The organism is Amycolatopsis sp. GA6-003 (genome assembly GCF_046267895.1).
Taxonomy (GTDB): Bacteria; Actinomycetota; Actinomycetes; order Mycobacteriales; family Pseudonocardiaceae; genus Amycolatopsis.
This window is the reverse complement of the sequence record NZ_CP176499.1, coordinates 8403948-8425195: the sequence shown is the minus strand read 5'-3', so window position 1 is coordinate 8425195 and position 21248 is coordinate 8403948. Positions and strand designations below refer to the sequence as shown.

General features: G+C 70.5%; 21 protein-coding genes. 6 read left to right on the top strand and 15 right to left on the bottom strand.

Annotated features, from left to right (window positions below):
- Positions 1 to 5: 5 nt before the first annotated feature.
- Together F9C12_RS38255 and F9C12_RS38250 are read right to left on the bottom strand one after the other, a co-directional pair.
- Complete coding sequence (locus F9C12_RS38255) at positions 6 to 1019, bottom strand: NAD-dependent epimerase/dehydratase family protein (RefSeq protein ID WP_409463680.1); 1014 nt, start codon at positions 1017 to 1019, stop codon at positions 6 to 8.
- Positions 1016 to 7420 (bottom strand): aminotransferase class I/II-fold pyridoxal phosphate-dependent enzyme, encoded by a 6405-nt coding sequence (locus F9C12_RS38250; RefSeq protein ID WP_409463679.1) that lies wholly within the window; start codon positions 7418 to 7420, stop codon positions 1016 to 1018. The genes F9C12_RS38255 and F9C12_RS38250 overlap by 4 nt, the downstream gene beginning before the upstream one ends.
- Before the next feature lie 556 nt (positions 7421 to 7976).
- On the opposite strand from F9C12_RS38250, the gene F9C12_RS38245 reads away from it, so the two are divergent.
- From F9C12_RS38245 to F9C12_RS38225, 5 genes are all read left to right on the top strand, one after another.
- The gene (locus tag F9C12_RS38245) at positions 7977 to 8780 is read left to right on the top strand and encodes an SDR family NAD(P)-dependent oxidoreductase (protein ID WP_409463678.1); all 804 of its coding nucleotides are present in this window, start codon (positions 7977 to 7979) and stop codon (positions 8778 to 8780) included.
- Between the two features lie 19 nt (positions 8781 to 8799).
- Entirely contained in the window at positions 8800 to 10221 is a 1422-nt protein-coding gene (locus F9C12_RS38240) for an MFS transporter (protein WP_409463677.1), read from the top strand.
- Between the two features lie 193 nt (positions 10222 to 10414).
- The gene (locus F9C12_RS38235; RefSeq protein WP_409186641.1) at positions 10415 to 10669 is read left to right on the top strand and encodes a hypothetical protein; all 255 of its coding nucleotides are present in this window, start codon (positions 10415 to 10417) and stop codon (positions 10667 to 10669) included.
- Positions 10666 to 11211, top strand: coding sequence for an RNA polymerase sigma factor (locus F9C12_RS38230; RefSeq protein WP_409186640.1), 546 nt, complete (start codon positions 10666 to 10668; stop codon positions 11209 to 11211). Before F9C12_RS38235 ends, F9C12_RS38230 begins: the two co-directional genes overlap by 4 nt.
- Positions 11211 to 12389, top strand: a complete 1179-nt coding sequence (locus tag F9C12_RS38225; protein WP_409463676.1) for an FHA domain-containing protein — start codon at positions 11211 to 11213, stop codon at positions 12387 to 12389. Before F9C12_RS38230 ends, F9C12_RS38225 begins: the two co-directional genes overlap by 1 nt.
- Before the next feature lie 15 nt (positions 12390 to 12404).
- On the opposite strand, the gene F9C12_RS38220 is transcribed toward F9C12_RS38225, so the two are convergent.
- The 11 genes from F9C12_RS38220 to F9C12_RS38170 all read right to left on the bottom strand — a co-directional run bounded on the left by F9C12_RS38220 (position 12405) and on the right by F9C12_RS38170 (position 18440).
- Positions 12405 to 12713, bottom strand: a complete 309-nt coding sequence (locus tag F9C12_RS38220) for a gas vesicle protein K (RefSeq protein WP_409186638.1) — start codon at positions 12711 to 12713, stop codon at positions 12405 to 12407.
- Positions 12710 to 12937, bottom strand: a complete 228-nt coding sequence (locus F9C12_RS38215; RefSeq protein ID WP_409463675.1) for a gas vesicle protein — start codon at positions 12935 to 12937, stop codon at positions 12710 to 12712. The genes F9C12_RS38220 and F9C12_RS38215 overlap by 4 nt, the downstream gene beginning before the upstream one ends.
- Positions 12904 to 13656: a GvpL/GvpF family gas vesicle protein gene (locus tag F9C12_RS38210; protein WP_409463674.1), complete on the bottom strand. Its 753-nt coding sequence runs from the start codon at positions 13654 to 13656 to the stop codon at positions 12904 to 12906. The genes F9C12_RS38215 and F9C12_RS38210 overlap by 34 nt, the downstream gene beginning before the upstream one ends.
- Positions 13653 to 13991 (bottom strand): gas vesicle protein, encoded by a 339-nt coding sequence (locus F9C12_RS38205; RefSeq protein ID WP_409186635.1) that lies wholly within the window; start codon positions 13989 to 13991, stop codon positions 13653 to 13655. Before F9C12_RS38205 ends, F9C12_RS38210 begins: the two co-directional genes overlap by 4 nt.
- A 14-nt stretch (positions 13992 to 14005) precedes the next feature.
- On the bottom strand, positions 14006 to 15016 hold the full coding sequence (locus F9C12_RS38200; protein ID WP_409463673.1) for an SRPBCC family protein: 1011 nt from the start codon (positions 15014 to 15016) through the stop codon (positions 14006 to 14008).
- The gene (locus tag F9C12_RS38195; RefSeq protein WP_409463672.1) at positions 15009 to 15581 is read right to left on the bottom strand and encodes a hypothetical protein; all 573 of its coding nucleotides are present in this window, start codon (positions 15579 to 15581) and stop codon (positions 15009 to 15011) included. The genes F9C12_RS38200 and F9C12_RS38195 overlap by 8 nt, the downstream gene beginning before the upstream one ends.
- A 13-nt stretch (positions 15582 to 15594) precedes the next feature.
- The gene (locus tag F9C12_RS38190; protein ID WP_409186633.1) at positions 15595 to 15831 is read right to left on the bottom strand and encodes a gas vesicle protein GvpG; all 237 of its coding nucleotides are present in this window, start codon (positions 15829 to 15831) and stop codon (positions 15595 to 15597) included.
- A complete protein-coding gene (locus F9C12_RS38185) occupies positions 15831 to 16559 on the bottom strand; it encodes a GvpL/GvpF family gas vesicle protein (protein WP_409463671.1) in 729 nt (242 codons plus the stop codon). Before F9C12_RS38185 ends, F9C12_RS38190 begins: the two co-directional genes overlap by 1 nt.
- Positions 16556 to 16993 (bottom strand): gas vesicle structural protein GvpA, encoded by a 438-nt coding sequence (locus tag F9C12_RS38180; protein ID WP_409186631.1) that lies wholly within the window; start codon positions 16991 to 16993, stop codon positions 16556 to 16558. The genes F9C12_RS38185 and F9C12_RS38180 overlap by 4 nt, the downstream gene beginning before the upstream one ends.
- A gap of 17 nt (positions 16994 to 17010) precedes the next feature.
- Positions 17011 to 17277 (bottom strand): gas vesicle protein, encoded by a 267-nt coding sequence (locus tag F9C12_RS38175; protein ID WP_409463670.1) that lies wholly within the window; start codon positions 17275 to 17277, stop codon positions 17011 to 17013.
- Between the two features lie 248 nt (positions 17278 to 17525).
- Complete coding sequence (locus F9C12_RS38170) at positions 17526 to 18440, bottom strand: hypothetical protein (RefSeq protein ID WP_409186629.1); 915 nt, start codon at positions 18438 to 18440, stop codon at positions 17526 to 17528.
- Between the two features lie 186 nt (positions 18441 to 18626).
- Here F9C12_RS38170 and F9C12_RS38165 point away from each other — a divergent pair, with 186 nt between their 5' ends.
- On the top strand, positions 18627 to 19370 hold the full coding sequence (locus tag F9C12_RS38165) for a S1 family peptidase (RefSeq protein ID WP_409463669.1): 744 nt from the start codon (positions 18627 to 18629) through the stop codon (positions 19368 to 19370).
- A 53-nt stretch (positions 19371 to 19423) separates the two neighbouring features.
- On the opposite strand, the gene ligD (F9C12_RS38160) is transcribed toward F9C12_RS38165, so the two are convergent.
- Together ligD (F9C12_RS38160) and ligD (F9C12_RS38155) are read right to left on the bottom strand one after the other, a co-directional pair.
- The gene (gene ligD / locus F9C12_RS38160) at positions 19424 to 20287 is read right to left on the bottom strand and encodes a non-homologous end-joining DNA ligase (protein WP_409463668.1); all 864 of its coding nucleotides are present in this window, start codon (positions 20285 to 20287) and stop codon (positions 19424 to 19426) included.
- A complete protein-coding gene (ligD, locus tag F9C12_RS38155; protein ID WP_409463667.1) occupies positions 20284 to 21228 on the bottom strand; it encodes a non-homologous end-joining DNA ligase in 945 nt (314 codons plus the stop codon). The genes ligD (F9C12_RS38160) and ligD (F9C12_RS38155) overlap by 4 nt, the downstream gene beginning before the upstream one ends.
- Positions 21229 to 21248: the final 20 nt, after the last annotated feature.

Sequence of the window (21248 nt, the reverse complement as noted above, 5' to 3'; positions counted from 1 at the left end):
TCTCGCTATCGCTTGACGTGTCGCCGCCCCTCTTCCGACTGGAGCCAGTCGATCGTGCGCCGCATGCCCTCCTCGAAGCTCACCTCGCCGGGCAAGCCGAAGTCGCGCCGCGCGCTGTCGATCGGGAACAACTGGTTCCGTTCGAACAGATGCACCGCGTGCCGGGTCAGCATCGGGCGGCCATTCAGCCGAAGCGCACCGTAAACGGCTTCGAAGGCCAGCGCGAGCCCCGTGGCGACCGGCGCGGGCAGGTTCAGTTTCGGCTCGCCGACCCCCAATCCGCCGGCGAGCACCCGGAGGTACTCGCGCCAGGTGGTCTCCTCCCGGTCCCGCAGGTTGTAGACCCGGCCGGCCGCGGATCCGGCGGCCGCGGCGGCGATCATCGCGTCGGCCACGTTGTCCACATACGCCAGGCCAGCCGGCGCCCGGCCGCCGCGGACATACATCATTTGCCCCCGCAGCAACAGATTCGCGACCTCGATGACGAAGTCTTTGCTGCCCGGGCCGTACACCGACACCGGCCGCACGATCGTCAACGGCACGTCGCCCTCTTCAGCTGCCCGGCGCACTTCTCGTTCGCCCAGCAGTTTGCTGCGGTTGTACGGCAGCCCGACGTCCCGCGGCGGCGTGGTCTCGGCGCAGGGCCGCTTCGGATAGCCGTAGACATCGGTGGTGCTGACGTGCACGAAGCGGCGCACGGTACCGGAACGGGCGGCGGCCCGGACGAGGTTCGCCGCGCCTTCGACGTTGACCTCGCGGAACTCGCGCCACGCACCCCAGTCCGCGGATTTCCCGGCGCAGTTGTACACGCACTGGACCCCGTCCGCCGCCTCGGTCAGCGCGTCCACATCGGACAGTGCACCGACATGGAACTCGACCGGCAGGTCCGCCAGCTGCCGCCGATCGCTGTGCTCCCGGACCAACGCGCGCACGCGATGCCCGCGTCCGGCGAGCCGGCGGGCCAAGCGGCCGCCGATGAATCCGCTCGCGCCGGCCACCAGGACGGTCTCGCCGGTCACCGCCGGGCTCCCGCCGCGCGCATGGCCTCGACCAGCCGGTCGAGGGAGTGCTCCAGGTCGTCCTCGCTGTGGTCGGCGTTGACGAAGAACCGCAGCCGGCACTGGTCGCGGTCGACCGCCGGATAGCCGATCGGCATCGCGTTCACCCCCAGGGCGAGCAGTGCGTTCGACACCGCGATCGCCGTTTCCCAGGCGCCGAGGAGCACCGGGATCACGGCCGATTCGCGGGACACCCCGATGTCCAGCCCCCGCGCTCGCGCCCCGGCCCGGAACAGCTCCGCGAGTTCCCGCACCCGGGCGACCCGCTCCGGTTCGTCCTTCACGACCCGGATGGCCTCCAGCGCCGCCCCGGCGTTGGCGGGCGAAATCCCGGTGCTGAAGATGTAGAGCGGCGCGGTGTGTTCGAGGTATTCGATCAGCGGCGCCCGGCCGGCGACGTATCCGCCGAGGCTGCCGAGCGCTTTGCTCAGCGTGCCCATCCAGAGGTCGACGTCGGTCCGGTCGACGCCGAAGTGCTCGCCGACGCCCGCCCCGGTGGCGCCGAGAACGCCGATCGAATGCGCCTCGTCGACCATGAGCAGCGAATCGTGCCGCTTGGCGACCTCGATGAACCGCGGCAGGTCGGGAATGTCCCCGTCCTGGCTGTACGCGCCTTCCAGCACGATCAGGGCCCGGCGGTGGCGACGGCGCGCCGCGCGGAGCCGGTCGTCGAGGGAAGCCCAGTCGTTGTGCGGGAACGGCTGCCGCTGCGCTCCGGACAGCAGGCAGCCGCGCACGACGCTGTCGTGGATCCAGCGGTCGTGCAGGACGAGGTCCGGCGGGCCGAACAGGTGCCCGACGATGGCCACGTTCGCCGAGTGGCCGCCGGAGAACACCATCGCGTCCTCGGTGCCGAGGAACGCGGCGATTTCGGCCGCGAGTTCCCGGTGCAGCGGCGTCTGGCCGCACAGCAGCGGCGTCGCCGACGCCGAGGTCCCGTAGCGGTCGACCGCAGCTTTGGCGGCCTCGCGAACCCGAGGGTGGTGCGACAGTGCCAGGTAGTTGAACGCCGCGAAGTTGACCGTGCGCTTGCCGTCGATCGTCGCGTGCCCGGAATTGCCGCCGTCGTGGAGCCGGGCGTACGGATTCGGGCCGCCGAGTTCGACCTGGCGCCGGCGTTGCCGCAGAGCGACGTACTCCGGCCACTGCTCGAATTCGGTCCGCTCCGCGGGAGATTCCGGCGGCTCGTCCTCGCCCGCCTCCAGGAGATCCGCCAGCTGCTCCACCGTCGGGTCTTCGGCCAGCGCTTGCCGCACCTGCTCGGCCTGGCGCTCGGACAACGGGCTGAAGTGCCGCCGCAGCTCGGTCACCATCAGCGAGTCGAACCCGAGGTCCGCGCCCAGCCGGGCGTGCGGCGGGATCTGGTCGGGGGCGAATCCGGACACCCGGGCGAGGTGGTGCAGGAGTCTTCGCCGGGTCAGGACGGGGACCGCGGTCGCCGGATCGTGCCCGGCGGCGGGCTCCCGGGGCTCCCCCGGCGGTTCGCCCGCGACGGCCGTCTCGAACCAGCAGGACTGCGGTTCGTAAACGGAATACGGGACGTCGACGGGTACGCGGGTCCGATGCCGGTCGAGCGCCGCCCAGTCCACACTGCCATCGGAGCAGTGCAACCGTGCCAGCGAACGCAGCAGGGTCTCCCACTCGCGTCCCGGCCGCAGCGACGGCAACCAGCGCGCTTCGGCCGGGTCGGAGGTCATTGCCCGGCCCAGCGCGAGCAATGCCGAATTCGGCCCGATTTCGGCGAAAGCGTCGCAGCCGAGCCGCTGCAACGCGGCGAATCCGTCCGCGAACAACACCGGGCTGAGCAGGTGGTCCGCCCAGTAGTTCTCGTCGACGCTGCCGACCGCTTCGCCGGTCAGGTCGCTGATCCACGGGGTCGCCGGCGCGGAGAAAGCCACTTTCTTGGCGGCATCGCGCAGAAGCGGAGCCGCTCCGGCCATCATCGGCGAGTGGAACGCGTGCGACACGCGCAAGGGCCGCACGTCCACCGAACGCGCTTCGAGTTCGCGCCGGACGGAGGCGAGCTGCGCGGCCGGTCCGGCCAGCACCAGATGACCGGGCGCGTTGACCGCCGCGACGACGACCTCGGGCCGCTGGAGCGCGATCGCCCGGACGACCTCCGCGTCGCCGAGGCAGGAGAGCATCCCGCCGCTCCCGCTTTGCGCCTCCATGTACTGCGCGCGCAAGGCGACGAGGGCGAGCACGTCGTCGAACTGGACCGCGCCGGAAACACACGCGGCGCTGTAGGCCCCGACGCTGTGTCCCAGCACAGCCTCCGGGCGCACTCCGGCGGACATCCACAGCCGGGCGAGCGCGACCTCCAACGCGACGAGAGCCGGTTGGCAGTACCGCGTCCGCGTCAGCCGGTCCTCGTCCGGCTCGGAGAACAGCAGTTCCGGGAGCGGGCAGCCGAGCAACGGCCGCAGCACCAGGTCCGCCTGGTCGATGGTCTCGCGGAACAACGGATGTGCCTGGTAAAGCTCGCGTCCCATTCCGGCGTACTGCGCTCCCTGCCCGCTGAACACGAACGCGACTTTCCGGCGCTCGGCCCGGTCGACATCCCGCACCACCGCGGTCGAGGGGGTGTTCGCGGCGAGGGCGGCCAGCGCGGCGTCGAGGTCTTCCGCGGCGGATCCGACTGCCGCACCGCGATAGCGCAACCACGCGCGTCCGGTGTTCGCGGCGCGGCACAGGTCGCCCAGCTCGGTCTCCGGGTTCGCTGCCAGGTACCGGCGGTAGTCGCCGGCCAGCGTCCGCAGCGCGGTGGGCGTGTGCCCGGAGAGGCACAGCACGTGCGCGGCCCGTTCCGGAGCCGGGTCGGCGGGTTCTCCCCGCGGGGCTTGTTCGAGGACCACGTGGGCGTTCGCGCCGCCGAATCCGAACGAGCTGACCGCGGCCCGGGCGGGGCCGCGGTTGAGCAGCTCGGTCCGCTCGGTGGACACGGTCAGTCCCGAACCGGCCCAGGCCAGCCGGGTGCTGGGGGTTTTCAGGTGCAGCTGCGGCGGCACCTCGCCGTGGTGCACGACCAGGGCGGCCTTGATCAAGCCGGCCACGCCCGCGGCGGCCTCCAGATGCCCGATGTTGGCTTTGACCGAGCCGACCAGGCAGGGCTTGTCCTCGGCGCGGCCGGTTCCGTAGACCGCGGCCAGCGTCTCCCATTCGACCAGATCCCCGAGTTTCGTCGCGGTGCCGTGTGCTTCGACGTAGTCGATCTCCTCGGCCGAGACTCCCGCCTTGTCCAGCGCGCGCCGGATCACCTGCCGTTGCGCGAGACCGCTCGGCGCGGTGAGCCCGTTGGTGCGGCCCCCGTGCGCGACGGCGGATCCGTTGATCGTCGCGTACACGCGGTCGCCGTCCGCTATCGCCTGCGACAACGGTTTCAAGCACACGAGCCCGGCGCCCTCGCCGCGGACGTAGCCCTCGGCGTCGTCGTCGAACACCCGGCAACGGCCTTGCGGGGCAAGCATTTGCCCCTGCGCGAAGGCGATCGACGGCATCGGGGAGAGCATGAGGTTGACGCCGCCCGCGAGCGCGAGACCGCATTCGCGCTCGCGCAGGCTTCGGCAGGCCAGATGCACCGCGACCAGCGACGAGGAGCAGGCGGTGTCGAGGGCCAGGCTGGGGCCTCGCAGGTCGAGCAGATAGGACAGCCGGTTGGCCGCGATCGCGTGCGCGTTGCCGGTCGCGGTGTACAGATCGGGAGCGTCCGGCCGGGCCGAACGCAGCGTCGCGTAATCGTTGCTGCTGATGCCGACGAACACCCCGACGTCGCGGCCGGCCAGGCTGGTCGGAGCGATGCCCGCGTCCTCGACGCACTGCCACGCGATCTCGAGCAGCAGGCGCTGCTGAGGGTCCATCTGCTGCGCTTCGCGGGCGGAAATGCCGAAAAACCGGGCGTCGAACTGGTCCGCGCCGTCGATGAACCCGCCGAAACCGGGGGCCGGGCACGACTCCGCGTCCCAGCGCTGCGCGGGCACTTCGGTGACGGCGTCCCGCCCGTCCAGCAGCAGTTTCCAGTAGGACCGCGCGTCGGCCGCGCCGGGCAGCTTGCAGCCGATCCCCACGATCGCGACCGGTTCCTCGCCGCGAGGATCCGCCGCGCGCTCCGGCGGCGCCGCCGGAGCCGGGCGGCCGAGCCGCTGCGCCAGCTCCCGGATCGTCGGATGGTCGAACACCGTGCCCGGCGTCACCTCGCAGCCGAGCCACGAGCCCAGCTCGTCGACGAGCGCGACCAGCTGCTGCGAGCCCACCCCGAGTTCGGCCAGCGGCAGCGCCGGGTCGATCGCCGCCGCCGGGAGGCCGAGCTGGTCGCCGATCCGCGCTCGCAGCCACTGCTGGAGTTCGGCCGGGGTCGCGCCGGCGCGCTGCTGCCGCCGACGGCACAAGGCGAGCAGAGTGTCCGTCCGGGGATCGACCAGGAGCGGCCCGATCGGCACGGCGATGCCCCATCGCGTTTCGATGGTCCGGACCAGTTCGACGAGCTGGGGGTATTCGAGGCCGAGTTCGGCGAAGCCGCGGCCCGCTACGTCGGTTCGGCCCGCCGCCTCGGCGAGCGCTTGGAGAACGGCCGGCGGGGCCGGCGGGACCGCGTCGGCGCGCGGGGCGGAAGTCCGCGTCACGCTCGCCGCCGAGACGGCCAGGCCGAAGCTCCGGAACGCCCGGCCGCACGCCTGTCTTCGCAGTTTCCCGCTCGTCGTCTTCAGCAGGCCGCCGGGCCGGAGCACGACGACGGCGTGCGGGGAAACCGCGTGTTCGGCTCCGATGCGAGAGCGGACCGTCGCGAGCAGACTGTCCAAGTCGTCGCCCGGCCGTCCGGCTGCTTCGAGGGCCACGACCATCTGCTCCGCGCCGTCGATCTCGGCGGAGAACGCCGCGACGCTGTTCGCTCTCGCCGCGCCGACCGCGTTCTCCACGGTCAGCTCGATGTCCTGCGGATAGTGGTTGGTCCCTTGCACGACCATGACGTCCTTGGCCCGGCCCACGACGAACAGTTCGTCCTGGTGCTGGAAGCCGAGATCTCCCGTGCGCAGGAAGGAAGCGCCCGGCTCGTCCGCGACGGCGGCCGCGAAGACCCGGGCGTTCTCCTCGTCCTTGCCCCAATATCCTCTCGCCACGCTCGGCCCGGCGACCCAGATTTCCCCTACCCGACCGGAAACCACCCGCTTCCGGGTTTCCGGGTCGACGATCGCGACAGTGACCCCGTCCGCGGCCGGACCGCACCCGACGAGCCGGGCAGTGCGGCCGGAGCGGCCGGTCGGCGGCGCGGGATTTCCCTCGGCCACCGTGCTCGCGTCGAAGGCGCGCCGCACCGGCTCCGCCGCCGAATCGGTGGCGGTCACCATCAGGGTCGCCTCGGCGAGGCCGTAACACGGAGAGAACGCGCGCCGGTCGAAACCGCACGGCGCGAAAAACTCGGCGAACCGTTCCAGAGTCTCGGATCGGATCGGTTCCGCGCCGTTGACGGCCACCCGCCACCGCGAAAGGTCGAGGGTGTCCCGCTGCTGCTCGGTGATCTTGCGCAAGCAGTGCTCGTAGCCGAAATTGGGGCCGCCCGAGGTGGTGGCTCCGGTCGCGGACAGCGTTTCCAGCCACAGCATCGGCCGCCGGGCGAACGCCAGCGGCGGCAGGAAATGCAGCGGTATCCCGGCGTAGAGGGCGGTCAGCACGCATCCGATGAGGCCGAGATCGTGATAGAGCGGGAGCCACGAGACGATCGCCGAGTTCTCGTCGTGCCCGAGCCGGCGATGGATCGCGGCGAGGTTGTGCAGCACGTTGCCGTTGCTGACCATGACGCCCTTCGGCGCCGCGGTCGAACCCGACGTGTACTGCAGGAAAGCGAGCGAATCCGCGCCGGTTCCCGGATCGTCCCAGTCCCCGGCGAGCGCGGGGTCCACCTCGTCGGCGACCAGCCACCGGAGCGCGCCGAGTCCCGGTGCGGCATCGCGATTTCCGTTGCGCTGGACCAGATCCGCGGTCGTCAGCGCGTGCGTTGCCGAGCAGTCCGCGGCCATCAGCGCCAGCCGCCGCAGCGAATGGGCGGACCGGGCGGTGTCCGGCGGATACGCCGGCACCGCGATCGCACCCGCGTACTGGCAGCCGAGAAAACTGCCGACGTAGTCCAGTCCCGGCCGGTGCACCAGCAGCACCGGCTTGCCGCGCAATCCCTCCTGCCGCAGGCGAACCGCGACCGCGCGCGCGTACCGGTCGAGTTGCCGGTACGTCCACGCTTCGCTCGCGTCCGAACCGGTGACGAACCGGTAGGCGAGTTCGTCCGGTCCGCGCGCGAACCGGTCTCGCAGCAAAGCCGCCAGCGTCGCGGGCGAACCCGGACGCGCTTCGGTCGTCCTCGAATCCCGGCCCATGGCCGCTACCTCCCCCAAGGCGATCTGGACAAGCGGCGGCGAAAACGGGCGGGCGAGCCCGCGGACCGGCCCGCCGCACCGCGGGGCGGACCCCGCACACCATCCGGCTCCGTTGCGGAAAAGCTATCCCGGACGGCTCACCGCGACGAATTCGGCAATAGTGGCGGCAGCGCTGTCACGAATGCACTCGGACAAGGCCACCCCCTTGAGTGGAACGGAACCGCGATCCGGCGCCGGCCGGGCGGATTCCCGTCACGCTAAGTCTCGTTCACCTGCCCGACAAGCCGAATTCGCCGCAGTTCACTCGAACAGTCCAGCACCGCGAAAACCCGTGGTGCGAACAGCCGGAAACGTTTCGCCCGAACGGTCGCGAAGCATGCGCTCGGTCAGCGGTCGCCGATTACCTGGCGTTCCTCTTCGAATCCCCTCCGGCAGCAGCTCGAAGGTCCACAGAGGACACCCGACCGCCGGGATTGTCGTTGAAGGACAATGGCGACAAAACACCTGCGCAGCCAATCTTCACCTGACCGGGCCGCACGCGTGTTACCTTCGCTCGATGGGCGAATATCAGCGCGCGCTCGTCACCGGAGCGTCCGCGGGAATCGGCGAGAGCTTCGCCGAGAAACTTGCGTCACGTGGATGTTCCCTCGTTTTAGTGGCCCGGCGCGGCGCCTTGCTGGAAGCCGTCGCCGAGCGCATCCGGGAGCGCCACCGGGTCGAGGTCGAAGTCCTGGTCGCCGACCTCGCCGATCCCGCCCGGCTCGAACTCGTGGAGAACCGGCTGGCCGACGACCGCAACCCGGTCGATCTCCTGGTCAACAACGCGGGCGTCGGCGAGACCGAGCCGTTCGCCGACTGCCCGGTCGACAGCGAGCAGCGGACCTTGCTGGTCAACGCGCTCGCGCCGACCCGGCTGTGCCACGCGGCGCTCGCGTCGATGACGAAACGCGACCGGGGCGGGATACTCAACATCTCCTCGCTGGCGGGCCAGCTCCCGGCTTTCCGCAACAGCGCGACTTACGGCGCGACCAAAGCGTATCTCTGCTCGCTCAGCGAAAGCATCCGGCTCGAATTGAAGGCGAGGAATTCCCGGGTCGCGGTCACCGTGGTGTGTCCCGGCTATGTGCCGACCGACCTGACCGCCGGGATAACCTTGCCGAGAATCGCGTGGGTGAGCCGGGAAAAGGTGGTCCGGGATTCGCTGCGCGGACTGTCCCGGAACAAACCGCTGGTGATCCCGGGAACCCTTTACAAGCTGGCGGCCATCGGCTCCCGGACCCTGCCCCGGGCACTCGTCCGGCCGTTCGCCGCGGATTCCCCGAAAGACGCCGATGCGGTATCGAAGACCAGCCGAGGGTGACCGCCCGCGCGGGGAGCCCATGAATTCCGCGCGGCGGCGCTGCACCCTGATCGCGGTGTCGCTCGCGACCTTCATGGCCTACCTCGACAACAACATCGTCAACGTGGCGCTGCCGTCGATCCAGGAAGACCTCCGGTTTTCCGCGTCCGGCCTGGAATGGGTGGTCAGCGCCTACATCCTGGTTTTCGGAACCTTCCTGCTCTTCGGCGGACGGCTGGGCGACATCCACGGCTGGCGGCCGCTGTTCCTGATCGGCCTCGGCCTCTTCACCGTGTCTTCGCTCGTGGCCGGCCTGGCCGCCAGCCCGGGAATGCTGGTGGCCGGACGAGCTTGCCAGGGCCTGGGCGCCGCCGCGGTCACGCCGACGACCCTGGCGATCATCTCGGCCGCGTACCCGGACGAACGCCAGCGGGCCAACGCGGTCGGCGTGTGGAACGCCGTCGGGGCCCTCGCGCTCGCGGTCGGCCCGCTGCTCGGCGGAGTGCTCAGCCAGCACCTCTCCTGGGGCTGGATCTTCTTCGTCAACGTCCCGGTCGGCGTCGCCACGCTCGCCCTCGGCGCTTGGGCGATCCGCCTGCCGAAGCCGGCCGGGCGGAAACCGCCGCTGGACGTCGCCGGAACGCTCGCGTCCGGCGGCGCGTTGTTCGCATTGACGTTCTCTCTGATCGAAGGACACGATTCCGGCTGGGGCTCCCCGGCGATCGTCGGCGGATTCGTCGCGGCCGCGCTGCTGGCCGCGGTCTTCGCCGTGGTCGAAACCCGGGTCGCGCATCCGATGCTGAACATCGGCCTGCTGGGAGAACGGGTTTTCGGCGGCGGCGTCGCCACGATGTTCATCTGGGCTTTCGGATTGTTCGGGATTTTCTTCTTCACTTCCCTGTACCTGCAAGACGTCCTGCGGTTTTCGCCGACCGAGGCCGGGCTCGCCTTCGTGCCGATGGCCGTGCTCATGATCGCCGGCTCGGTGCTCAGCGGCTGGGCGGCCGCGCGGTTCGGCGCGCACCGCTCGGTGTCGGGCGCGATGGCGCTGATCGCCGCCGGCATCGCGGGCGCCGCACTGCTCGACGCGAACGCGACCTTCGCCGAGGTGATGCCGCCGTTGCTGGTCATCGGCATCGGCGGAGGATTCACCACCTCGCTGACCGCGACCGTGCTCGCCGCCATGCCCGGCCGCCAGGCCGGAGTGGCCACGGCCGTCTTCAGCACCGTCCGCCAGATCGGCGGATTGCTGGGCGTCACCGTCATCGGAGCCGTGCTCACCGCGCGGCAAACGGCGGAAGCGCACCGCGGAGCCCTGTTCCGCGAAGCGTTCCTCAGCGGTTACCACCAAGCGTTGCTCGTGGCGGCCGTTCTGGTGGCAGTGGGCGCGGTTATCGCCAACTTCGCTTTGCGCGCCCGGCTTCCGGAAAACGATCCTCGGCAATTCAGCACCGAGGACTGAGGGGAATCCGCGCCGGAGCACGAGCACCCCGCTATTGGCCGTCCGCCAGTCCCGGCCGGAGCCCTTCGCGGTGACCCGTTCGCCCTGGTCACCGGCTTCTTCCGGGAAGTTTCCGAGAAACTTCGGCCGAGGACGGTCCCTGCCCGGCGGTCGCGGTGGTTCTCCCGGTGACACTGTCCGAAGGGAGACCCCGGTGCCGATCGACCACCTTGAGACCGACTATGTGCGCATTCCCCGGCCGCGTAGCATCGCCCGGATGCTGCTCGATTTCCTGCGGGTCCGCGCGGACGTCGCGGCGCGCGCGATACGGGGCGAGACGATCGTTTCGGTCACCGAGACCTTGAGCGCCTCGGGGTGCTCGGGCCGGATCGCGAGCCGGGAGCCGGGAGGCGAGTGGTCGGTGACGGTCGTCCCGGCCGCGGCGGGCGGGCTGCCCGAAGCGCGGTGACCGACGGCCCCGATCCGCTGCGGGTGTTCTACGAGCGGCACCAGCACCGGGTCCTCAGGTATCTGCGCCGGATGCTGCCCTCGGCCGAGGCGGCCGAGGACGTCGCCCAGGAGGTCTTCCGGGTGCTGTGCGCGAAATGGCTGCAGGAGGACGGGGAGATGCACGAGCCGGAGAACTTCCTGTTCCAGCTCGCGCACCACCGGATGTGCAACTGGCTGCGGCAGCACTCCCGGCGCCGCGAGCAGATCACCGACTTCCTGTACCCGGGCAAGGAAACGGCCGAGGCGCTGGTCCGGCACTCCGGCGAGTTCGCCGACCGGACGGCGAGCGTCGTCGACCTGGCCCGCGCGCTCGCCGCGCTGCCCGTCCGCCAGCGCCAGGTGGTGGTCTTGCGGTTCTACGCCGGGCTGACCCTCGAGGAGGCGGCAGCGGTGATGTGCATGTCGCCGTCGGGGGCGAAAAAGGCGACCGCGGCGGGCATCGAGACGCTGCAGAAATCACCCCTGCTGACCGGTTACCCCCGGACGGAGGTGCGCGAGTGATGACCAGCCCCGACGGCACTCCCCCCGCCCTGGACTACGCCGCGGTCCTCGCCTCGGTCGCCTCGGCCGGCGACGGCGAACGCGCCCGCTTGCAGGCGATCGCCGACGAGTCCGAACTCGCGCACGACGCCTACACCCTCGGCGTCGACCATTTGCAGCGCGAAGACTTCCCCGCCGCGTTGCGCCGGCTGCGGATCGCCCTGCGGCACGGCCGCGACGACGTCCTGCCGCTGGTGGAGCACTGCGAGCGGCGCATCGCCGAAGACGAACGCACCGCGGCGGCCGTCCAGGCGCCGCACGAGGAACCACAGGTCGCCGCGGCACCGGCGGTTCCGCACCGCCTTCCCGCGCGGACGACCGGGCCGGGAAGCGTTTCGGCCGACTCGCTCCGAGCCGGGGTCGCGCTCCAGGACTCGCACACGAGCCTCGCCTACGGAGCCGTCTCCTCGGTGCCGGGCACGCTGTTCGCGCTCGCCCTCACCGGCGGCTACGCGAGGGGGCCCGGGGAAAACCACCGGATCCTGTTCGGCCGCAACCGGCCCGAGGTGCACGTCTGCATCGGCGAGGACGACCCGCGGGTCAGCAGGCAGCAAGGCATCCTGGAGCACCACGCCGGCCGGTGGTTCGTGCGGAACACCGGCCGGGTCCCGCTGCGGGTGGGCGAGCTGCTGCTGTTCCCGGACGAGGACCCCCTGCCGCTCGGGAACGGCTTCACCCAGGTGTTCGTCCAGACTCCGCGGCGGCTGCACCTGATCGAGGTCTACGTCACCGGCCCGGGGAACGAACGGCCCGCCCCCCGGCACGAGGAACCGACCCAGGCGCCGAAGCGCTGGGCGCTCTCCCCCGCGGAGCGGCTGGCCCTGGTCGTGCTCGCGCAGCGCTATCTGGCGTCCGAATCGCAACCGCGACCGCTGACCATGCGCGCGGCCGCGGGTCAGCTCGCCGAACTGCAGCCGGAGGAGCGGTGGACGCCCAAGAAGGTCGAGCACCTGGTCACCGGCGTCCGGACCCGGCTGGCCCGTTCCGGCGTGGAGCGGCTGACCCGCGAGGAGGTCGGCGACCCGGTGGGCAACACCCTCAACCACAACCTGATCCAGGAGCTGATGATGTCGACCACCCTCATTCCCCGGGACCTCGCGTTGCTGGAGGACGGCTGCCTCAGCCCGGACCCCCGCTGACCGGCGGCGGCGCGGTCACAGCAGGGTCCCCAGCGGGCCCAGGTCGAGGTTCAGGTCCGCCGCGGAAAGCCCGTACCGGTCGCGGAGTTCGGTGAGCCGGTCTTCGAGCAGCATCAGGGTGAGCCCGAGCCGTTCCTCCTGCGCCTCGGTCAGCCCGCCCTCCTCGACGCGGCGCAGGGCCTGGCGTTCCATCAGCTGCCGGAGCAGTTCGACGACGGTCAGGACCAGCTTCATCAGGTCGCGTTCGACCGTGTCCGCGTCGGTTTCGAGGCGGGTGGGCAGCACGCCGGCCGCTGCTCCGAGAAGGCGTTCGGCCTCGTTCATCGTGGCTCCTTTCCCCAGGGCGCCGGGCGGTCTTCGCGGACCGAGGTGATCAGGGCGCGCAGGGAAATGTGCACCAGGTCGACCTCGGCGACCGACAGCACGAGGTCGCCGGTCAGCACCACGCCGCCGGCGAGCAGCCGGTCCAGCAGGTCGACCAGGGCGAGCCGGTCGGTTTCCTCCGCCGCGGCCGTCACGAGGTCCCCGCGAAGGAGTACGGCGCCCACGGGCCGGTGACCTCGACCTCGATGCCGGCGACGTCCGATCGCCGCAGGTCCGCGAGCCGGGCCAGGAACCGGTCCCGGCCGGTGTCGGGCACCAGGCAGGCCAGGTTGAGGATGTTGCGGTCGGCGCGGCCGGTCAGGGCGGGATCCTGGGTGCGGTGCCGGTGGACGTCCGCGGACAGCTGCGCGAGTTCCTTTTCGATGCGCTCGGCGACCTCGGCCGCTTCGGTGGCCCGGGCTTCTCGCGTCTGGCGTTGGCGAAGCCGCTGGCGCAAATAGGAACGTCCGTCCGCGGGCGCCTCGGCGGGAGTTTCCGGCGCCGGGGAACCGCCGAGCGAGGCGAAGACTTTGACCCCCCATTCGGCATGGCCCCGGACCCGGCGCAACGCCTCCGCGAACGACGCGGAATGCTCGGCGAGCATTTCCCGCACCCGCTGCTCGTCCCGGTAGATCGTCGCCATCCGCAGCGGAAGCACGCCGGTCCGGCGGCTCGCCTCGGCCACGACGGCGTGGTGCGCGCGGGCGATTTCCTCCAGCCACGGAAGGCTTTCCAGATTCTCCCGCAGCGCGGTTTCGGCGAACTCCTCGTCCGGGACCGGGCTGGCCAGCGCGGTCAGCCCGGTCCCGGAAATGGCGGAGACGGGAGAGCCGCGCAGCCCGGAAATGCCTTCCGCCGGGTTTTCCGCCGCGAATTCGGCGACCGCGTAGCAATACCAGCTCACTGTTCCGCTCGCTCTCCCCGCGCGAGTGCGAGTTGCGCGCGCAGTCGTTCGTTCTCCTCCAGCAGATTCTCGCGCCGCGTGCCGGACGACAGGGACGGATCGTGCTCCCACCAGTCGATGCCCATTTCCTTGGCGCGCTCGACCGACGCGACCAGCAACCGGACCTTGACGGTCAGCAGCTCGATGTCGAGCAGGTTGACCTGGATGTCCCCGGCGATCACGATGCCCTTGTCCAGCACCCGTTCCAGGATGTCGGCGAGGTTCGCGCCGCCGCCGGAGCCCGCCGGGCGGGACACTCCGGCCGGCCTCCCGGCGGACAGGCTGGACTCGCTCATCTGCTGCCTCCTCGTCACCGGGCCGCGACGGCCCGGCGGCTCCGCGGACGTTCGTCCTCGGGCTCGTCGTCGTCCTCTTCGTCCTCTTCTTCCTCGTCGAAGTCCTCGTCCTCGTCTTCCTCGGGAAGCTCCTCGTCTTCGGGCTCTTCGTTCTCGGGCTCGTCGTTTTCGGGCTCGGGCCCGTCCTCGTCTTCGCGCACCTGCTCCGGGGTGCGCACGACCTCGCCGTCGCGGATCTCGCCGCGCCAGCCGTCGCCCGACGCCTCGCCCGCCATCGTGACGAACCGGCGGAAGTGCTTGAGGTCCAGCCGCGCCCGGCGGCCCTGCGCCCGCCAGATGTTGCCGGTCTTTTCGAACAGCCCGGCCGGGTAGTACTCGATGACCAGCAGGACCTTCGTCAGGTTCGGGGCGAGTTCGTGGAAGGTCGCCACGCCTTTGATCGTGCCCTTCGCCCCGTCGGTGGTCCACGCGATCCTTTCGTCCGGGATCTGCTCGGTGACCGTGGCCTTCATCGACCGGTTCGACCAGAAGATCTTGAACCGCCACTGCGAGGTCGTGTCGCCGGTCTGCTCCGCGCTGACGACGCCCTTGGCGAAACTGCTGAACTTCTGGAATTCGGTCCACTGGTCGTAGGCCTCGCGGACCGGCACGCCGACGTCGATGTCCTCGACGATGTTGATGATCTTCTTGCCGCCGGAACCACGTTTGCCGAACAGGCCGGACACGGAGTTCTTGATCGCTTTTCCGCCCGCCTCGACCGCCGCCCGGACCGGAGACTTCCCTTCGGCGATCTTTTCGCCCGCGCTGAACAATCCCTTCAGCGAGCCGCTGCCGCCCGCGTCGGCCAGCCGCCGGGACGCTTCCCCGAGTTTGGAACCCGCCGAGGCCATCATCTGCTCGGCTTTCGCCTGCGCGTACTCCTCGCCGGCGTGCAGCAGCTGCTCCGCCGCGGGATTGCGCGAAGCCAGTTCCCTAAGTTTCGCCAGGGGGCCGATTTCGTCGCTGTCAGAACGGATTTCAGCCACGGTTCACCCCCGCCGCGCCGGAGGAACGCTTCTGCGTACGGCCTCCCGAGGAGGCCCGTTTCCGCGTCGTTGAGCTGCCGGAGGTCTTGCGCGCGGGCTTGCGCTCCCCTTGCGAAGTGCTGCGCGGCTTCTTGCGCGCGCGAGCCGGGGCGTCGCTTTCTTCCGCGCCGCTGTCCTCGGCGTCGTCGGGCTCGTCCGGTTCCTCATCGTCCTTTTCGGACTTCTGGCCGGTGACCGCCGACGGAAGACCAGCGGCCTTGTCCCGCAGGTGGCCGGTGTGCTCCTGCAGCGAACCGGCCAGCCGCCCCGCCTGGTGGGTCAGGATGTCCGCGGCCAGGGTCTTGCCCGCGCCCAGCACCTCGTCCCGCACCTGATCGCGGACCCCGGCCAGCTCGGGCGACGAGGCCAGCTCGCGCGTGACGTCCGACAGCAGCTTCTTCGGGTCCAGGTTCAGTTTCTTCCCGACGAGCCAGGCGCCCATGGTGATGGCGAGTTTCGCCTTTTTCCGTCTCCCGAGCACGTAACCGCCGACCACGGCGGCCGCGATCTTCATTCCCGGTGTCATCTGTTCGCTCCGTTCATCCGGCAGCCCCCCGGTCGAATTCTTCGAGCAGATCGAGTATTTCGTCTTCCCTGCGGTCGAACTCCTCCTCGCTGATGCCGCCGGCCACCAGTTCTTTCTCCAGGGCGGCCAGCTCCCGCTGCAGCTGCGCGATCTGCTCCTGTTCGGCGGCCTCGACGACGTGCCCGGTGACCCAGGCGACGGCCCGCACCGGCGCCAGCGGAAGCAGAAGCAGTTCGCCGAGCAGTCCCACTATTGGTCCTCGGCAAAGCTGTAGGGCGGCAACGGTCCCTGTGCGCGGACCTCCGCCACTTCTTCGACCAGGGTCGTGAGCCGCTGCACGGCGTCCTGGAATTCGGTCAGTTTCTCCTTGGGCACCAGGAATGAGCAGTTGAAGAAACACCCGTCGACCCGCGGGCCCGGGGAATGCTCGGCCGCCAGCGGAAGCAGGTAGCCGAGAATCGCGTCGGCGTCCTCGCGCTCGCGCTGCTCCAGCCGACCGGCGACCAGTTCGCCGAACCGGACCTGTTCCGCCTGCCCCCGGCCGGCGTCCTCGCGCAAGGTGACGGCCAAATTCCGGATTTCCTCGTCTCCCGCGAGAATCTGCCCCAGCACGACGTCTTCCCGGTGCGAGGCTTTGACGTTCATCTCCACGTGCCCGCGAACGCGTTGCAGAACAGCGGTGTAGACATCGGCTTTGGCCGCGATCTCTTCCGCCACCGCGGTATCGTCCTCCGCGACGACACCGAACCGCATCGGCAAGGTCGGGCCTTCTTCGCACAATGCCTGCAGAATCTCCTGGTGGGCAAGCAGATCCCGGCGTTTCGCCCGCAGTTCGCCGTCGACGTCGCCGACCACGGCGCGGAGCTTGTCCCCGGCGGGGAGCACCCGCGCGGGCGCCGCCGACGGTCCGACGCCGCGCAGCCCGCTCACCTCGGCGGGATGGTCGGCGAACGTGATGCCGTAAAGGTAAGTGCTCATTCGCTCGACCTCGCGGTGCTGCGGCGGCTGCGGCTGCGCGGCTTTTCCTCAGCCTCTTCGCCGTCCTTGTCGCTGGACTTCTGGAACTGCTCGGCGAACGTCTCGACCGCACCGGTCAGCGCGCCTTTGGACTTCCCTTTGGCGCCTTTCTCGGTCACCTCGCCCAGCAGGTCGGGCAGCGTCGTGGCGCTCGAAGCCCGGGTGAGGTCCAGCCGGTTGCACGCCTCGGCGAACCGCAGGTAAGTGTCCACGCTGGCCACCACGATCCGCGCGTCCACGGTGAGCAGTTCGATGCCCACCAGCGAAACCCGGACGAACGCGTCGATCACCAGTCCCTTGTCCAGGATCAGTTCGAGAATGTCGTACAGGTTGCCGGTGCCCGGCCCGCGTTGCAGCTGACCGTTCGCACCGGACCGTCCCGTCGCCATGGTCATGAAATCGCCTTCCCTTCCTACGCGTCGACCTGGCCGCGCGCGTACCGCCGGACCTGCTCGTAGCCGAGGAAGCCGCCCTGTGCGTCGACCCGCACGCAGTACGTGGCCATCAGGCTGGTGGTGTCCGGAACCCGTTCCAGCTCAAGCACTTCCACCAGCAGCTTCCATCCGTCGCCGTCCTTGGTGAACGCCGACACGGACTCGATGTCCTTTTCGGTCAGCTCTTCGAACACCGCGCGCGCCTCGCGCATCAGCCCGGCGGGCGATCGGCTCTCGTCAGCCATCGCGCCTCCGGCCGTCGTCGCGTCCGCTCTCTTCAGGCCGAGGAAACATGTGGGGTCGGCTACCCGGGCCGCACCGGCCAAAACTGGCTACTCGTCAGGAAAATCGAAAATTGCGCCGAACAGCGCAATGCCGCCCCGCCAGACAGCGCAGGCGGCGAACCCTCAGTAGCCGACCGCTCGCGAAGCGCTTCGCCCCCAACGGAAGCGTCGTCCGTCCATTGAGGACTCAAGCGTCCTCAGTGGACGAATCACCAGCGCCACCGCATTCCGTGAATTCCCGGCCCCTGCCCGGTCCGGATCACGTGCGCCGGCACCCCGGGCCGCACCCGCGCCTCGGCGGTCTCCAGCTCGGGCCCGGTCGGCGATTCCTGCCGGTACGACACGCATTCCGCGGGCATCGCGGCCGGATCGAAGCGCACTTCCAGCAGGTGTTCCGCGATCGGCAGCCGGAAGCGCCGGTCGTAGCGCGAATCGGGCTCCTCGTCGCGGAACGCGAACCGGTACTCCACGATCCCCGTCTCGCCGGGAGCCAGGGGATGGTCCAGCACCAGCTCCGTCACCGAAAACGCCTGCTCCGGCGCCGTCCGCACGCAGCCGGGCCGGCAATAGCGCGCCGACACCAGTTCCGGCGACCGCCCCGGGGTGAACCCCCGCAGGGCCACGATGCGCACGAACGCCGGTTCGTCCAGCGCCCGCAGCACTTCCCGCACCCGCAGGCTGCGCATCCGTCCTCCGGCGTCGACGTGCAGAGTCTCGTGCACGCTGACCGATTCCGGCGAAGAGTCCTCGAACGAGTTCAGCACCATCGGCAGCAGGCTGCGGTTCTCCCACAACCGGTCCCAGCGCGCCGCGCGCGGGACTGGAGCGCTGGTGCGCGGCAGGTCAAGCAGCGCCCGCAGCGCGCCCGGCGGCACGTCCAGCACCGGTTCCAGCAAAGCCAGCGCCCGCAACGATTCCGGCCGTTCCGGACGGCTGCGGCCGGTGCGCCACGAGCTGAGCGTGGTCGTGCTGACCGGCACGCCGGAGGCCGCGAGCCGTTCGCGCAGCCGTGCCAGGCCGAGGCCGCTGCGCTCGATCGCGAGCGTGAGGGCGCGCTCGAAGGGCCCTTCGGCCAGCGCCTGGGCCAGCCGCTCCCCGCCCGGAGCCGGGGCGAACAACCGCATTGCGCTCTCCTGGGAAAAACGGACCGGTCTCGTCGGATTCTCGGCACCCGTTCACCGGTTGGCAACCCGCCGAAAGTCGCGTCGGCGCCGCTTGCCCGCTACGGGCGGTTCGGCGGATTCCGCCGCCCGGCCGCGCTGCTTACGTTCGAAAACGTCCCCATCGACACCACTTCCCCAAGGAGCGACATGCGCGCACTCACCCGGGCCCTCGCCGTGCTGACCGGTTCCTGCGCGGTGCTCGGCGCGTTCGCCGTGCCCCCCGCGTCCGCGAGCCCCTCGGCCCCCGAGGCCCAGCCTTCGATCATCGGCGGCAGCACCGCGCAGAACCCCGGCTACATCACGCGGTTCAACGGGCACGCGAACGGCTACACCTTCTTCTGCACCAGCACGCTGATCGGCAGCCGCTGGGTCCTCACCGCGAAGCACTGCATGTACGACAACAACGGGCAGCGGCTGACCGACATCGACCTGTACATCGGCTCCAACAGCGCCAGCGGCGGCGTGCACGCCAAGGCCGCCTCCACCTATGTCTACTCAGGCGGCGACCTGGCGCTGATCGAGCTGAACACCGACGGCGGCAGCACGTTCGCCCGCCTCGCCAGCAACTCCAACGACGCGCAGGAAGGAGACAGCGCGACTGTCTACGGCTGGGGTGCGACGCAGAGCACCGACGAGGGCCACCACCAGTCGAGCGTGCTGAAGAAGGCCGACGTCACCATCACGAACACCCAGGACAGCGACAACGCGGGCGGCCCCGCGATCACGGCGAGCACCCCGAACGGCGCGGTGGCCGGCGGCGACTCGGGCGGCCCGATGGTCGACAACGGCGTCCAGGTCGGCGTGTGCTCGACGAGCGACCGCTCCAGCGTCACGACCTACGGCAGCGTCGCCGCCGGGCGCGACTGGATCCAGCAGGTCTCCGGGGTCTGATCAAGCCGGCGGGTGCCGGAGGGGGGTAGTGCGCATCCCTCCGGCACTCAGCCTCAACCGAGCCTCTCCAACGCCTTCTCCGCCGACCCGGCGTCCTTCCCCATCTCCCGCCACGGATCTGCCTTGCGCGCCAGCCTCCGGTGCAGCTTCTCCGGCCCCCAGCCGTCCGGCTCGGCCTTGCCGAGTTCCGTCCAGTCCAGCGGGGTCGCCGAGGCTGCCCCGGGGCGGGCGCGCAGCGAGTACGGGGCCACGAAGGTCTGGGCGTAGCCGTTGCGGTTCGCATCGAGAAAAATCCGGTCGCCGCGCTGGTCTTTGCGCTGGGCGGTCGTCAGGCGGTCCGGGTCGGCGGAGGCGACGCGGTCCGCCAAGACGCGCGAGAGTTCCAGGACCACGTCCGTGGCCGCCGTGGCGTCGAGGGGGGCGACCACGTGGAAGCCGCGACCGCCGGTGGCCTGCAGATACGCGGCGAGACCGGCGTCGGCGCAGTGGTCCCGGACGCGGCGGGCCGCGGCGCGCAGGTCGGCGACGTCGGTGCCGTCCGGCGGGTCCAGGTCGAGCACCAGCAGGTCCGGCTTCTCCGGAGCGTCCACAGTGGACAGCCAGACGTGGAACTCCACGGTGCCCTGGCCGGCCAGATACAGCAGGGAATCCTCGTCGTCGCACACGACGTAGTCGTCAGTGCCGCCGTCCCGGCGCGGCACGCGTTCGGTGCGCAGCCACGACGGGAAGTGCTCGCCCGGATGCTTCTGGAACCAGCCCTGCGCCTCGATGCCGTCCGGATACCGCCGCAGCGTGAGCGGACGGCCGCGCAGATGGGGCAGCATCGCGGGCGCGACCGTGCGGTAATGCTCGGCGACATCGCCCTTGGTGAGTCCGTCGCCGGGATAGAAGACCTTGTCGGGACGGGAAATCTTCACGGCTGCTCCCGGATCACGTCGGCCGGCTTCTTGTCCTCGCGCAGGCCGGCGAACCTCGGATGGCGCAACCGGCCGTCGCGCGTCCATTCGGAAAACCCGATCTGGGCGACCAGTTCGGGCCGCACCCAGTGCGCCCCCGGCTCGCGCACCGGATCGGCGAACGGCGAGCGGCCGGTTTCGCGCCGGGTCAGCTCGGCGTGCAGCGAGGTCAGCAGCCGGCGGTCGAAGCCGGTGCCGACCTTGCCCGCGTACCGCAGCCGCTCCTTTTCGTGGTAGCCCAGCAACAACGCGCCGAAGCCGATCCGGCTGCCCCGCGGAGCGGTGAACCCGCCGATCACCATCTCCTGCCCCTGCTGGCATGTGAACTTCAGCCAGTCCGGCGAGCGGCCGTGGCGATACGGCGCGTCGGCGCGTTTCGCGATCACGCCCTCCCAGCCGCGACGGCACGCCTCCTCGAAGTACTTCTCCCCCTCGGTGTTGCGGTGCGAGGACAGGCGGAGCGGGTCTTTGAAAGCGAAGGCGGTGCGCAGGATCGACTTGCGTTCGCGCAGCGGGAGCGGCGTGGTGTCCTGCTCGTCGTAGTACAGCAGGTCGAAGAGGTAGTAATACACGCGCACGCCGGTCGCCCGGGCTCGCTCCGGATCGGTGAGGTGGATACGGGGCTGGAGCGCGGCGAAACTGGTCTGGTCGCCGTCGAACGCGACGATCTCTCCGTCCGCGACGAACCGCGGTCCGCCTTGCGCGGCAAGGGCTTCCACGATCTCCGGGTAGGCGTTGTCCATCGCCTTCTGGTTGCGGGAGTACAGCGCCGGGGTGCCGCCGTCGCGCACGCAGACCGCGCGCACCCCGTCGAGCTTGCGCTCGTAAATCCAGCCTTCGGCGGAAAACCGGCGGTCGGTGAGCGTGGCGAGGGTCGGCTCGCGCCAGCCGGGGCCGGTCATCCGAGGTCCTTCGAGGACAT